The sequence below is a fragment of the Neisseria sicca genome (assembly GCF_014054945.1).
Classification (GTDB): Bacteria; Pseudomonadota; Gammaproteobacteria; order Burkholderiales; family Neisseriaceae; genus Neisseria; species Neisseria sicca.
In genome coordinates this window covers 422,268-436,290 of sequence record NZ_CP059566.1, presented here as the reverse complement: position 1 = coordinate 436,290, position 14,023 = coordinate 422,268, and the positions used below count along the sequence as shown (strand labels likewise).

11 protein-coding genes are annotated in these 14,023 nt (G+C 49.8%); 6 read left to right on the top strand and 5 right to left on the bottom strand.

The window, feature by feature from the left end; all coding sequences use genetic code 11:
- Positions 1–18: 18 nt before the first annotated feature.
- Positions 19–483 (bottom strand): bacterioferritin, encoded by a 465-nt coding sequence (gene bfr, locus H3L95_RS02160; protein WP_003755417.1) that lies wholly within the window; start codon positions 481–483, stop codon positions 19–21.
- 479 nt (positions 484–962) lie between these two features.
- On the opposite strand from bfr, the gene typA reads away from it, so the two are divergent.
- The gene (typA, locus tag H3L95_RS02155) at positions 963–2,774 is read left to right on the top strand and encodes a translational GTPase TypA (RefSeq protein WP_003755419.1); all 1,812 of its coding nucleotides are present in this window, start codon (positions 963–965) and stop codon (positions 2,772–2,774) included.
- A 342-nt stretch (positions 2,775–3,116) separates the two neighbouring features.
- Here typA and H3L95_RS02150 read toward each other — a convergent pair whose 3' ends face one another.
- A complete protein-coding gene (locus H3L95_RS02150; protein WP_003755427.1) occupies positions 3,117–3,686 on the bottom strand; it encodes a hypothetical protein in 570 nt (189 codons plus the stop codon).
- Positions 3,687–3,804: 118 nt separating this feature from the next.
- Positions 3,805–5,232 (bottom strand): acyl-CoA dehydrogenase family protein, encoded by a 1,428-nt coding sequence (locus H3L95_RS02145; RefSeq protein ID WP_128887881.1) that lies wholly within the window; start codon positions 5,230–5,232, stop codon positions 3,805–3,807.
- A gap of 188 nt (positions 5,233–5,420) precedes the next feature.
- Between H3L95_RS02145 and H3L95_RS02140 the strand changes: the two genes are divergently transcribed.
- Complete coding sequence (locus H3L95_RS02140; RefSeq protein WP_003755431.1) at positions 5,421–6,113, top strand: VIT1/CCC1 transporter family protein; 693 nt, start codon at positions 5,421–5,423, stop codon at positions 6,111–6,113.
- A 188-nt stretch (positions 6,114–6,301) separates the two neighbouring features.
- Here the strand turns inward: H3L95_RS02140 and H3L95_RS02135 are convergent, their stop codons facing one another.
- Positions 6,302–6,820: an LIC11966 family surface protein gene (locus tag H3L95_RS02135; protein WP_040667872.1), complete on the bottom strand. Its 519-nt coding sequence runs from the start codon at positions 6,818–6,820 to the stop codon at positions 6,302–6,304.
- 102 nt (positions 6,821–6,922) lie between these two features.
- Positions 6,923–7,852 carry an NTF2 fold immunity protein gene (locus H3L95_RS02130; protein WP_003755439.1) on the bottom strand — a complete coding sequence of 310 codons (930 nt, stop codon included), beginning with the start codon at positions 7,850–7,852 and terminating at the stop codon, positions 6,923–6,925.
- 293 nt (positions 7,853–8,145) lie between these two features.
- On the opposite strand from H3L95_RS02130, the gene mfd reads away from it, so the two are divergent.
- The 4 genes from mfd to H3L95_RS02110 all read left to right on the top strand — a co-directional run bounded on the left by mfd (position 8,146) and on the right by H3L95_RS02110 (position 13,845).
- Positions 8,146–11,622 (top strand): transcription-repair coupling factor, encoded by a 3,477-nt coding sequence (gene mfd / locus H3L95_RS02125; protein WP_003755440.1) that lies wholly within the window; start codon positions 8,146–8,148, stop codon positions 11,620–11,622.
- A gap of 194 nt (positions 11,623–11,816) precedes the next feature.
- On the top strand, positions 11,817–12,386 hold the full coding sequence (locus H3L95_RS02120) for a hypothetical protein (protein ID WP_003755442.1): 570 nt from the start codon (positions 11,817–11,819) through the stop codon (positions 12,384–12,386).
- 249 nt (positions 12,387–12,635) lie between these two features.
- The gene (locus H3L95_RS02115) at positions 12,636–13,082 is read left to right on the top strand and encodes a hypothetical protein (RefSeq protein ID WP_003755447.1); all 447 of its coding nucleotides are present in this window, start codon (positions 12,636–12,638) and stop codon (positions 13,080–13,082) included.
- A gap of 187 nt (positions 13,083–13,269) precedes the next feature.
- Positions 13,270–13,845, top strand: a complete 576-nt coding sequence (locus H3L95_RS02110; RefSeq protein ID WP_003755449.1) for a toxin-antitoxin system YwqK family antitoxin — start codon at positions 13,270–13,272, stop codon at positions 13,843–13,845.
- Positions 13,846–14,023 lie beyond the last annotated feature (178 nt).

Here is a 14,023-nt window from a genome sequence, read left to right as displayed (position 1 = left end):
AGCTCCTTATACGCTTAATTACAGTTGGCTTTGATAGTAGTTGCCTTCGCCGACGAGTTCGATCAGACGCAGTTGTTGTTCCAGCCAGTGGGCGTGATCTTCTTCAGTGTCTTTCAACTGGGCAATCATCAAATCACGGGTAACGTAGTCTTGTGCTTCTTCGCACAGTTTGATGCCTTTTTTCAACGCATCGCGTACTTCGTACTCGGTGTTCAAATCCGCTTTCAGGCAGGAAATCACGTCGGTACCGATGTTCAGTTCGGCACGGGTCATTTTAGGCGTACCGCCCAGCATCAGGATACGGCGGATGAAGTCTTCGGCGTGGGTGGTTTCTTCTTCCATCTCATGATTCAGACGCTCGAACAGTTTGTTGTAGCCCCATTCGGAGTACAGGCGTGAGTGGATGAAGTATTGATCGCGTGCAGCCAGCTCGCCGGACAACAGTTCGTTCATATAATCGATAACAGCTTGATTGCCTTGCATAATTCTTTCTCTTTCTTTGAAATTGTAAAGTGTCTGTAAAAAACATTGCGTGTTGTTTCTTGATGGCTGAATTGTATGAAAAAGCCTGACGCTTGACAAATTTTCTATTTAAAATACAAACAATTATCAAAAGAAACAGAAGCCTTAAAAGGTCGTCTGAAAATTCAATACCTTGTTTTATATAGATATTTGTTGCCATTGGTATTAAGAATCCATTTCAACATTCAAAAATATTTACACTTTTTAACCATAAATAAAAGCAAATAAATTACAAAACCCAATCAAATTTTATTATTAATTATTCTCAAATGCTTTTATCGTCAAACTGTGCCGCAGTACGCATATAGTGAATGACGGTTGAACCAGGACAAACGCCGTACCGATTCAAATTTAATCTACTCCCCCTCCGTCCGATAAGATGAACCGTGATATAATCGCGAGTTACTTTTTGATAAAAATCATTTGAAATACATATCACCATGAAACAAATTCGCAACATTGCCATCATCGCCCACGTCGACCACGGCAAAACCACATTAGTTGACCAACTGCTGCGCCAATCCGGTACATTCCGCGCCAACCAGCAGATTGACGAACGCGTGATGGACAGCAACGACCTTGAAAAAGAACGCGGCATTACCATCCTCGCCAAAAACACCGCCATCGATTACGAAGGCTACCACATCAACATCGTCGATACCCCGGGACACGCCGACTTCGGCGGCGAGGTGGAGCGCGTTTTGGGTATGGTGGACTGCGTCGTATTGTTGGTGGATGCGCAGGAAGGCCCGATGCCGCAAACCCGTTTCGTTACCAAAAAAGCCTTGGCTTTGGGACTGAAACCGATCGTCGTCATCAATAAAATCGACAAACCGTCCGCCCGTCCGAGCTGGGTCATCGACCAAACTTTCGAACTCTTCGACAACTTGGGCGCAACCGACGAGCAATTGGACTTCCCGATTGTCTACGCTTCCGGCCTGTCCGGTTTCGCCAAACTGGAAGAAACCGACGAGAGCAACGACATGCGTCCGCTGTTCGACACCATCTTAAAACACACGCCCGCACCGAGCGGCAGCGCGGACGAAACGCTGCAACTGCAAATTTCCCAACTCGACTACGACAACTACACCGGCCGTCTCGGCATCGGTCGTATCCTGAACGGACGTATCAAACCCGGCCAAGTCGTTGCCGTGATGAACCACGATCAGCAAATTGCCCAAGGGCGCATCAACCAGCTTTTGGGTTTCAAAGGTTTGGAGCGCGTACCGCTTGAAGAAGCCGAAGCCGGCGACATCGTGATTATTTCCGGTATCGAAGACATCGGTATCGGCGTAACCATTACCGACAAAGACAATCCCAAAGGTTTGCCGATGTTGAGCGTGGACGAACCGACGCTGACGATGGACTTTATGGTGAACACCAGCCCACTGGCGGGTACCGAAGGCAAATTCGTGACCAGCCGCCAAATCCGCGACCGCCTGCAAAAAGAGTTGCTGACCAACGTCGCCCTGCGCGTGGAAGATACCGCCGATGCCGACGTGTTCCGCGTATCCGGACGCGGCGAACTGCACCTGACCATTTTGTTGGAAAACATGCGCCGCGAAGGTTTTGAACTGGCAGTCGGCAAGCCGCGCGTCGTGTACCGCGACATCGACGGTCAAAAATGCGAACCTTATGAAAACCTGACCGTAGACGTACCGGACGAAAACCAAGGCGCGGTAATGGAAGAACTCGGCCGCCGCCGTGGCGAACTGACCAATATGGAAAGCGACGGCAACGGCCGTACCCGCCTCGAATACCATATTCCCGCGCGCGGCTTAATCGGTTTCCAAGGCGAATTCATGACCCTGACGCGCGGCGTCGGCTTGATGAGCCACGTATTCGACGACTACGCGCCCGTGAAACCCGATATGCCCGGCCGCCACAACGGCGTACTGATTTCCCAAGAGCAAGGCGAAGCCGTCGCTTATGCCTTATGGAATCTGGAAGACCGCGGCCGTATGTTCGTATCGCCCAACGACAAAATCTACGAAGGCATGATTATCGGCATCCACAGCCGCGACAACGATTTGGTGGTCAACCCGCTCAAAGGTAAAAAACTCACCAACATCCGCGCTAGCGGCACCGACGAAGCCGTGCGCCTGACTACGCCGATCAAGCTGACGCTGGAAGGTGCGGTCGAGTTTATCGACGATGACGAGCTCGTTGAAATCACGCCGCAGTCCATCCGTCTGCGCAAGCGTTACCTGAGCGAACTGGAACGCCGCCGCCACTTTAAAAAGCTGGATTGATTCCACTAGGCTGTTGATGAAATGAAAAAAGGTCGTCTGAAATTTTCAGACGACCTTTTTATTGTTCGCTATTCGTTCCCATACAAAATTGCCGTTTATAGTGGATTAACTTTCAACCAGGACGGTGTTACCTCGCCTTAGCTCAAAGAGAACGATTCTCTAAGGTGCTGAAGCACCAAGTGAATCGGTTCCGTACTATCTGTACTGTCCGCGGCTTCGTCGCCTTGTCCTGATTTAAAGTTAATCCACTATAGTTAATCCACTATAAAAAACAGTCGGGTTTGATTTTCAGCCGCTCAAAGTCAGAAACACCTTTCAGTCAACCTGAATCAGTTGCGGCGGCTATTTGTTTTCGCCGTATTTATCATGCAGATTTCGGATTTCTTCTTTCAACCATTCATCCCAATCGGGGCGTAAACGGCGGAGCTCTTTGTTCCAATACAGACAGTCCCAAGCCATGCTGCGCGAGGCCTCGGTATCGCGCTCAAACATTCGGGCGACAAAAGGTTCGAGCGTTTGCGCGCTTTTGAACATACCGCCGTATTCTCCGTAAGTGCGGCAGGTTTCGGGATGGAGCATTTCCATCAGCGTTTCAATGTCGCTCTGCAACGTAAGCCATGAACCGTTTGACTCGTCCAACCCAAGCACATCGCGTAACCAATGTTTGATGTTTTCCAAAGCTTGAAAACGCGGGTCATGCCACAGCAGGCGCAGGGCGACAAGCTGACTTTCGGCTTCCGTTCGACCTTGCGGGTTTTCATGATCAAAAAGGGAAACGAGTTCGTACAACGCACGATTGCGCTGCTTTTCCGGCAGCGCAAGTAAGATGTCGCAGACTTGTTCGGAAGTCTGCCAAAGAGGAAGTTTGGAGAGGGTCATGGGCTTTGAGGTCGTCTGAAAGTCAATGAACATGACTAAATCAATTGATTCATTTGATTTTCGTAACGAAGCTGCTTTTGAATTGAAAATATGAAAATCCGCCCTAGGTCGTCTGAAAACCGATTTCAGACGACCTCTCTGCCTTAAACCATCAACCGCAATATCGGCAGTCCAATATGTCTTTGCGGATGTCGTTCAACAGGAAGGCTGCGGTGTCTTCGTGTTCCGCCTGTACGAAGACAAATAGTCGGGCGATGATTTTGCCGATGAAGACTTTTTGCAAGGCGCAGGCATCGGTCAAGGTGCGTTCCTGCAGGAAGCTGCGGATATCTTCGGGTAAAGTGTAGTCGCGCGCAACGGCGGCAAAGCGGGCGTCGGTTTGCAGACGATTGAGCAGGGTTTGGTTTTTGTCCAACTTAATGCCTGCTTCTTTTTCTTCGGCGGTGGCACGGACGAACTGGTCGTAAATTTCGGCATAAAGCATATCGTTCGGACCTTCGAAGATGGTGAAGGGGCGGATGTCGATAGCGATATTGCTGGCGGTGTGTCCGCGTTCAAAACCCTTCGCGCCCAAGAGTTTTTGCAACATTTGGGCGGCGGCGTAAGTGTATTCCGTGGCGAGGGTTTTGATGATGTTTGCCTCCATCAGCTGATGGGCGACGGGGGCAACGGGCGAAACGCAATGGCAGACGTAGCGGTAAAGAATCTCGGAAACCTGATGGCGGCGTTGGATTTCGCGGCGTTCGTAATCAACGAATTTGATGTCGTGGCGGACGTATCGGTTCAGGTTGTCAAGGATGTATTCCATGATGCCGTGCGTCATGCCGATCAGTTGCAGGCGGCTGCGGATAAAGATGTTTTGGAACGCGCGCAAACCGGCGGCGTCGCTCTGCGAGAGTTTCATGATGGCGGCGGCGGGCATTTGGGCATCAATGCGGTTGACGGCGTAACGGACGGCGCGCAGGCCTTCGGATGCGAGGGCTTCGTAGCGGATGTATTGTTTGGGAACGAGCAGCAGGTTGATGACTTTGGAGAGTTTGCCGTTTTTGCGCTCTTTGGCGGCGACGAGGAGAAAGTCGCTCTGCGAGTTGCCCTGCCAATATTTCGCGGCGTTGACGTAAATCGTTTGTTCGTCGATGTATTCGTAGTAGGACTGCATTTCGCGGGCAATCGCCGCGCCGGAGGTTTCGGGTTCGGTAATACCCAAACCACCACCCTCGCCTTTGAAAACCATGTCCAAACCTTGCGCGACTTGCGCTTCGTCGCCAAACTCTTGCAGAGGCTGCAACACCAGCGCACCTTCGATGCCGGTACGCAGGGTAACGGGCACGCCGTAATGCCCCGCAATCCGCAGGACTTCTTGGATTTCAAACTGGCTGCCCTTGCGGCCGCCATGTTTTTTGTCGAGGAAGGGCAACAGCAAACCCGCCTGCTTCAAGGCAAGCCATTTGTCTTCGGGCAGGTATTGCATGAGATTGAGGTCGTCTGAAAAAATGCGGCGGAATGCGGATTCGATGTGCTTTAAAAAAGCAGCCGTGTCCATAGTTGACGGCTGCGCGCTTGATTCGGTGTGTGTCATCATGATTCTCGGTTAATCGGCAGTTATTAGAGTTTAGAGCTAAATTTCTAGGATTTATACCACAAACCCGTTTAAGCGACAATGATTATCAAGTGTGGACGGATTTTCAGCGTGCAAACGCATGATTACGCCGCCCCGATAAACCGATACGGTGCTACCATAACGCAAAACACCGCCGGAACACTGCCATGTATTCACAACACAGCGAACGCCATTTCAGCAACCGCAACAACTGGCTGCGCGCAAGCGTATTGGGCGCGAACGACGGCCTAATTTCCACTGCTTCGCTGCTGACGGGCGTCGCGGCCGCTGCACCCGATTTCCAAACCCTGCTGCTGACCGGCGTTTCCGCCCTGATCGGCGGCGCGGTTTCGATGGCGGCGGGGGAATACGTTTCCGTATCCAGCCAGTCGGACACGGAAAAAGCCGATTTGCACAAAGAACGCCACGAATTGGAAGCCAATCCCGATGCCGAACTGGCAGAACTGACCGAAATCTACCGCCGCCGCGGTTTGTCCGACGCACTTGCCGCCGAAGTCGCACAGGCATTGATGGAACACGACGCGCTCTCCGCCCATGCACGCGACGAAATCGGCATCACCGAAACCTCCGCCGCCAAGCCCATGCAGGCCGCGCTTGCCTCCGCCGGTTCGTTCTGCGCCGGCGCCATACTGCCGCTGCTGGTCGCGCTGACCGCTCCCGCCGCCCTGATCCCTACGCTGGCGGTAACCACTTTGTGCGGACTCGCTGCGCTGGGTTACGCCTCCGCCAAACTCGGCGGGGCACCCGTCGCACCCGCCGTCTTGCGCGTGTGCCTGTGGGGCGTGGCGGCATTGGCGGTTACGGGCATGATCGGCAAACTGGCGGGTGTAGCAGTTTGAACGGAGGTCGTCTGAAAACTTGTAGCGAAACCCGTCATACCGGTTTTCAGACGACCTTTTTGATAATCAGCGGTTCTCTATGTTTTTATAGAAAACGGCTTATGAAAAAAATCCTCTAAATTCTGTCGTAAGGAATTTAGAGGATTTTTGGTTTTAGGATAGCGTTTTACAAAATTCGCCTATACGGTTTATTCGTCTTCGAATTTTTCCAAAAACTCATCGCTCACTTCATTGAACTTATCGGTACTGTCCAAGATTTTCTCGTTGTTCTCGTCCAATTGCTCTTCATCTTCTTCCGAACCGTGTTTGCCGGAAGCGCGGATTTGAATCAGCTTTTTATAGCCGTCTTCCATCAAATCGCTAAAGAAACGCAGATGGCTTTTCAAAGCATTCAACAGGGAAGCATCGCCTTTGTATGCACCCAATTTATCGGCTTGTGCGATGTAATTGGGAATCGCGGCTATCCACTGCACACGGACATTTTCCGCTTGGGCATAATCGCGTTTGTCCATTGCCTGGTTCATGTCTTCCATATGGTAGAGCATAAAATTGGCAATGCACATCAACTCATTGTTGTACTCTACTGCGTTATCGTAGCTGCCTTTGGCGTAATACACGCCCTCTTCCTCATTCCAGCCGCCGCGTTTTGGCGAAGACGATGCGCCGCCAGTTGCGCCAAACAGTTTTTTAATGAATTCTAAGATCATAATTTTGCTGCCTTTCTCATAAGTAAAGTACACAGACAGGGAAAAGTATAACGCAAATCTGAAATGCCTGCTAAAAATATAGGCAACTGCCTGCCCTTTGTCCTACAACCAATTCCGACTCCATCCACCATCTAATTTAGTTTGCGACTTTTCCAATTTCCATTCGCCGTTTTCATTAACCATCAAAAAACGGTAGAAGTGACGATCATCTTGGGTATAGAGCCAGATTTTGCGCCCCTGTTTTTCCTGATCTATGAAAACATGGTTTCCATATGTACCTTCCGGCTGCCCACTGGTATGGTAACGGCCTTCCTTGCTTTGCCGTTCTGGCAATTTTTCACTGCCGTATTGTTGGAACAGGGCAATCGTGCGTTCTGTCCAGTCATCATCAAAGTTGACGAAACTAGCCTCACATTCCGTCATGGCATCAAAAAAAGCCTGCAACGCAGTTTGGGCGGCCTCTACATCTGCCGGTTCAGGGGGCGTTTTCTGCTTTTTAGCCTGTTCGCGTTGTTGCTGCTCGAATCGGGCGTATATTTCGTCTGAAAACTGTTTGGCGATAATCGTCAAACGCGGATTACTTGTAACCGACATCAATCCAGCTTCACTGATTCGAGTATGGTTCAAATGTAACATATCCAATTTAGGCATTCGGGCAGCAAGTTGCAATGCTTGATCGTCAAACATAGTATGTTCCAACTGCAGACAACGCAATTTGTGCCCTTTCTCTACAAATGCTGCCAGCCCGCTTCCATCAATTTTGGCATGAGTTATCCACAAATACATGAGCTTGCCCGCATCAGCCAATGCAGCCAATCCTTTATCACTTATGGCAGTATTATCCAAAGTCAGATTCACCAATTGGGGCAGCTTGGCAATTTGGGCGACATCATTATCCTCTAGCGGACAATCGCGAAACACGATACCTTTGAGTCGTTTGTATTGCAGCAATTCCTGTATTTCTTCCGCTGTAAATTTTTGATGTATAAATTCCGCTGATGTGTCAGATTTTTTTAAATTGGCTAATAACATTATTTTCCTTCTAGCCACGGATGGCAGGCATAAAATAAAAAGAAGTACAATGATACCGCACCTCCGATGCGGTTGAGGTCGTCTGAAAGCCATCAAACCATTTTTTCAACGACCTCTTCATTCCAGAAATAGGAATAGTTATACCTTATCACAAACCATCTCAGGTCGTCTGAAAACCAACCAAACTATCCCGCTCCTTACACCCGCTTGTAATCTGCTAAAATCCCGCTTTTACAACCCACCACGGCAGCCCGAAAAATTTTCCGGCTGCCGCAAGCCATTGTCCCTACGCCATGAACTACCCTATCCCCAAACCCCGTGAAAAATCCCGTTGGCTCAATCTTTCGCAAGGCTCGCTGCCGCTGGCTTTGGCGCGCTATCTGCCGCATAAGCGGCTCAAAGTCGTGCTGACCCAAGATGCGGAACAGGCGTTGCGCCTTCAGACGGCATGGCGGTTTTTCCGCCCGCACGACACGGCGGTGTTCCTGCCGGACTGGGAAACGCTGCCTTACGAGCGTTTTTCGCCGCATCAGGATTTGGTTTCGGAGCGGCTCTCGGCGTTGTGGCAGATTAAGAGCGGCGCGGCGGATGTGCTGTTCGTGCCGGTTGCCACGGCGATGCAGAAGCTGCCGCCCGTGCCGTTTCTGGCGGGGCGCACGTTCTGGCTGAAAACAGGGCAGACTCTGGATATAGGCCGTCTGAAAACCGATTTGGTGGATGCGGGCTACAACCATGTTTCCCATGTTGTCGCGGCAGGCGAATTTGCCGTGCGCGGCGGTATTGTCGATTTGTTCCCGATGGGCAGCGAGATGCCTTACCGTATCGATTTGTTCGACGATGAAATTGACAGCATCAAAACCTTTGACACCGACACGCAGCGCACCATCTCCCCCGTTTCCGAAATCCGCCTGCTGCCGGCGCACGAGTTCCCCACCGACAGCGAGGCGCAAAAAATCTTCCGCAGCCGCTTCCGCGAGGAAGTCGATGGTAATCCGAACGATGCCGCCGTGTACAAAGCCGTCAGCAACGGCCACTTCGGCGCGGGCGTGGAATACTACCTGCCGCTGTTTTTTGAAAACGAGCTGGAAACGCTGTTTGATTATATCGGCGAAGATGCGCTGTTTGTCTCTTTGGGCGACGTTCACGCCGAGGCAAACCGCTTTTGGAGCGACGTCAAATCACGTTATGCCATGGCGCAGGGCGACGAAACCTATCCGCCTTTGCTTCCACAGCATTTGTATCTCTCTGCCGATGTGTTCGCAGGCCGTCTGAAAAACTACGGACAGGTGCTGCCCGATGTTTCCGGCAAGGAACACACCCTGCCCGACCTTGCCGTCAACCGCCAATCCGACGAGCCTTTGCAGGCATTGAAGGATTTTCAGACGACCTTTGACGGGCGGATTTTGCTGTGCGCCGAAAGTCTGGGACGGCGAGAAACCATGCTCGGCTTCTTGCAGCAAAATGGTTTGAAGGCCAAACCTGTGTCCGACTGGCAGGGCTTTTTATCGGCGCACGAGCCACTGATGATTACGGTTGCGCCGTTGGCATACGGGTTCAAACTGGGCGGGCTGCACTCTCCGAGCCAACAACAACCTACTCCCGCCTCCGAGGGAGAAGGCAAAGCAGTTGCCGCTCAAGGTGCCATCGCCGTCATCACCGAATCCGAGCTCTACCAATACGTCGCCCGTTCGCGCGTCCATAACCGCCGTAAGAAACACGCCGCCGTTTCAGATGGCCTGTTGCGCGACCTTGCCGAAATCAATATCGGCGACCCCGTCGTGCACGAAGAACACGGCATCGGGCGCTATATGGGCTTGGTAACGATGGATTTGGGCGGCGAAACCAACGAAATGATGTTGCTCGAATACGCGGGCGAAGCGCAGCTTTATGTGCCTGTTTCGCAACTGCATTTAATCAGCCGCTACTCCGGCCAGGCGCATGAAAACGTCGCCCTGCACAAGCTCGGCAGCGGTGCGTGGAACAAGGCGAAGCGCAAAGCCGCCGAAAAGGCGCGCGACACCGCCGCCGAGTTGCTCAACCTCTACGCCCAACGCGCCGCCCAATCGGGACACAAGTTTGAAATCAACGAGTTGGACTATCAGGCGTTTGCCGACGGCTTCGGCTACGAAGAAACCGAAGACCAGGCCGCCGCCATCGTCGCCGTGATTAAAGACCTGACGCAGGCGAAGCCGATGGACCGCCTTGTTTGTGGCGATGTCGGTTTCGGCAAAACCGAAGTCGCCCTGCGCGCCGCGTTTGTGGCGGTGATGGGCGGCAAACAGGTCGCCGTACTCGCCCCGACCACGCTTCTGGTCGAGCAGCACGCGCAAAACTTCGCCGACCGTTTCGCCGATTTCCCCGTGAAAGTCGCCAGCCTTTCGCGTTTCAACAACAGCAAAGCCACCAAAGCCGCGCTGGAAGGAATGGCGGACGGCACGGTCGATATCGTTATCGGCACGCACAAACTGGTGCAGGACGACATCAAATTCAAAAACTTAGGTTTAGTCATCATCGATGAAGAACACCGCTTCGGCGTGCGCCAGAAAGAGCAACTCAAACGCCTGCGCGCCAATGTCGACATCCTCACCATGACCGCCACACCGATTCCGCGCACCCTCAGCATGGCGCTCGAAGGTCTGCGCGACTTCTCGCTGATTACCACCGCGCCCAGCCGCCGCCTTGCCGTCAAAACCTTTGTCAAACCGTTCAGCGAAGGCAGCGTGCGCGAAGCCGTATTGCGCGAACTCAAACGCGGCGGGCAAGTGTTTTTCCTGCACAATGAAGTGGATACGATTGAGAATATGCGCGAGCGTCTGGAAACTCTGTTACCCGAAGCCCGTATCGGCGTGGCGCACCGACAACTGCGCGAGCGCGAGCTGGAGCAAGTCATGCGCGACTTTTTGCAGCAAAGATTCAACGTATTGCTCTGTTCCACCATCATCGAAACCGGCATCGACATCCCCAACGCCAACACCATCATCATCAACCGCGCCGACAAATTCGGACTGGCGCAACTGCACCAGCTTCGCGGGCGCGTCGGCCGCAGCCACCACCAAGCCTACGCCTACCTGCTCACGCCCGAATACATCACCAAAGACGCAGAAAAACGCCTCGACGCCATCGCGGCGGCAGACGAACTCGGCGCAGGTTTCACCCTTGCCATGCAGGATTTGGAAATCCGCGGCGCAGGCGAAATCCTCGGCGAAGGACAATCCGGCGAAATGATGCAGGTCGGCTTCACGCTCTACACCGAAATGCTCAAACAAGCCGTGCGCGACCTCAAAAAAGGCCGCCAGCCCGACCTCGACGCACCGTTGGGTATCACCACCGAAATCAAACTGCACAGCCCCGCCCTGCTGCCCGAAAGCTACTGCCCCGACATCCACGAACGGCTCGTCCTCTACAAACGCCTCGCCGTCTGCGAAACCGTGCAGCAAATCAACGCCATACACGAAGAACTCGTCGACCGCTTCGGCCTGCCCGAACAACCCGTCAAAACCCTCATCGAAAGCCACCACCTGCGGCTTGCCGCAAAAGAATTGGGCATAGACGCCATCGACGCCACCAGCGAAGCCGTCACCGTTACCTTCGGCAAACACCACCAAATCGACCCGACAGAAATCATCCTGCTGATTCAGACGGATAAAAAATACCGGCTGGCCGGGGCAGATAAATTGAGGTTTACGGCTCAGATGGAGGATGTGGAGATGAGGATTAAGACGGTGAAAAGTGTGTTGAAGACTTTGAAAGAAAGGGTGCTGAAAGAATAGAGAGAAATAAAGAAAAAGGTCGTCTGAAACTGTTTCAGACGACCCATATATTACAAACCTGTTATATACAAAATGACGGTTTTAGGGATCTAACCTACAATTATCGATGTAAAGTAAGTGAATGATTCAATAGCAAAATATATAACTAACAGAGAATATACTATAAGAAAACAGTACAACCATAAGTTAATATTATGAATGCTTTGGAATATATCGACTCCCCTTTAGACTCAATATCAACTAACAATCCTTATGTAATAACTGAGGTAATCGAATTGACTGAGGAGAATCGAACAAAATTAATCCTTATAGATTATCTTCTAAATAATTTATTAAATTTAAATAATTACCCATATCTTTTAGGATATAACTTATATTTAAAAGCTAATCTATCAGAAGATAAAAATAGAATTTCCCTTTTAGAACAAGCAAAAATTCCCTTTAAAAAGGCTACTTCTGATTCTGAAAATGCTATGTTTGCCAAAGCCTACCTAGCACATATTTATTATGACTTAAAGGAATTTAATCATTGCCTTGATATGATAGAGCAAATTCCGGATAATTACTTTTCAAAACTATCCAGCCATCAAAATTGGCGAGACTTAAAAATCCAAGAGTTAAAAATATGTTGCCTAATCAAATTAAAAATATTTTCTGATTTTGAATTTATTCTACATAGTTATTTGCTAAAAATTTCACGTTCAAGTGAACATGATATACCCGTACCAATAGAACTTTCCAATATAATGAAAAATATCAAATAACCCAAAATTAATGTCTTACATTATTATTTATAAACTATCACGTTTCTTAAAAATTGGTGCTCATCCATCTAACCCACAAGGGTATTAAGATACAGATTAAGGTTATAAAGAGATTATTGAAGACTTTGAAAGAAAGAGTGATAGCAAATTAGAGGATATTGAAGAAAAGGTCGTCTGAAATTTTTCAGACGACCTTTAATAACTATTTTGCTTACTCTAAATATTTAATACCTTATATAGGACACTAATATGGGTAAATTTCATACCCCTCTGGGCAAATTGACCTTTATTACTGAAGAAACAACAAACACATCTTTTCTTCAAGGTATATTTAATGAAATGTCTTTCTCTATTCAAGTTAGTCAACCATTTGATTTGGAGGAAATAGATTTTAACTTTATTCAAAGTAAAATGAATAACTTTCCTCAGATCAAAGCAAAAACTGAACTATTCTTAAGAAATATTTTATATACCCAACCCAAACAACTTGGATTTAATCATTACAAAGATAAATTAGACGAAACCAAAGAATTGATTTCTTTTCCGGAGTTTATGTTTCATGAAAAAACAAAAGATTGGGATATCGTATTTAGAGAAAGTCAGCTCCCTATTGCCGAGCCATACGGCATTTTAATCAACTACCACGATGATGATGTTGTTGGATTTGAGGATCTCTCAGATTCGGAAGAGTTATAAGAGTGTAGTACGCATGCAGGCTAATTTAGAGTTTTCATATGACTTGCTATAAACTATTCTATTAACTTCAAATCCAATATACTCAAATCATTATTTGTTGGCATGGTAAGCGTAGGTTAGGTTGGTAAACCCAACAACAACCTGAATGTTGGGTCACGACCCAACCTACATCTGCTAAGGAATTTATATGAAAATATCTGTTTTGAAAAAAATATCCGTTGCACTATCCATACTGGCGGCATTGCCGTTTCAGGCGGCATGGGCGGATTCGGCGGCCAATGCGCGCGCGGACCGTCAGGAACAGAACCGGATAGCGCATTGCCTGCAGATGTACGGCAATATGAACTGCGTGCCGGAGGGCAGCTTTGTTTCACCGCAGCAAAGACAGCTGGAAATGCAAATACAGCGCGGCCGCGAGGCAGAAGAACGGTTGAGGCAGCGGCGTTGGCAAAACAGCGGAACAGCAGACGGACAGGGTGGCACAATGCGCAGAGAAAACCATGCGGACGGCGGCTATACGGTGTACCACTATACCGACGGCAGTCAGCGCGTGTTGGAAACCGTGATGCCGTATGACGAAAACGATAAAGTCCACGGCGTGGTCAAAGGCTATTATCCCAACGGCAAATTGAAATACACGCTGCCGCACCGCCACGGCGTGTATTTCGGCGAGGCACGCGAATACGATAAAAACGGCCGCCTGCGTCTGATTAAGCGTTATGACGACAAGGGCGAGCGCGTTTATCTGCGGGAATATCCGTAAGAATAGTAAGCGTAGGTTGGGTTGGCAAACCCAACAACAACCTGAATGTTGGGTCACGACCCAACCTACATCTGCTGATCCAACAGCTTGCTATAAACCATGAAACTTGGTTCCTTCAATTTTAAATCCTATCGAGTTAATACTAAAAATGAATCTTAAAAAATATCTGATTACTTTA

What these genes read in the sequence shown, in the direction of transcription:
- H3L95_RS02135 (WP_040667872.1), bottom strand. Translation starts at nt 6,820, where the DNA reads ATGATCTTAGAATTCATTAAAAAACTGTTTGGCGCAACTGGCGGCGCA.
- H3L95_RS02145 (WP_128887881.1), bottom strand. Translation starts at nt 5,232, where the DNA reads ATGACACACACCGAATCAAGCGCGCAGCCGTCAACTATGGACACGGCT.
- mfd (WP_003755440.1), top strand. Translation starts at nt 8,146, where the DNA reads ATGAACTACCCTATCCCCAAACCCCGTGAAAAATCCCGTTGGCTCAAT.
- H3L95_RS02130 (WP_003755439.1), bottom strand. Translation starts at nt 7,852, where the DNA reads ATGTTATTAGCCAATTTAAAAAAATCTGACACATCAGCGGAATTTATA.
- H3L95_RS02120 (WP_003755442.1), top strand. Translation starts at nt 11,817, where the DNA reads ATGAATGCTTTGGAATATATCGACTCCCCTTTAGACTCAATATCAACT.
- H3L95_RS02115 (WP_003755447.1), top strand. Translation starts at nt 12,636, where the DNA reads ATGGGTAAATTTCATACCCCTCTGGGCAAATTGACCTTTATTACTGAA.
- H3L95_RS02110 (WP_003755449.1), top strand. Translation starts at nt 13,270, where the DNA reads ATGAAAATATCTGTTTTGAAAAAAATATCCGTTGCACTATCCATACTG.
- H3L95_RS02140 (WP_003755431.1), top strand. Translation starts at nt 5,421, where the DNA reads ATGTATTCACAACACAGCGAACGCCATTTCAGCAACCGCAACAACTGG.
- bfr (WP_003755417.1), bottom strand. Translation starts at nt 483, where the DNA reads ATGCAAGGCAATCAAGCTGTTATCGATTATATGAACGAACTGTTGTCC.
- H3L95_RS02150 (WP_003755427.1), bottom strand. Translation starts at nt 3,686, where the DNA reads ATGTTCATTGACTTTCAGACGACCTCAAAGCCCATGACCCTCTCCAAA.
- typA (WP_003755419.1), top strand. Translation starts at nt 963, where the DNA reads ATGAAACAAATTCGCAACATTGCCATCATCGCCCACGTCGACCACGGC.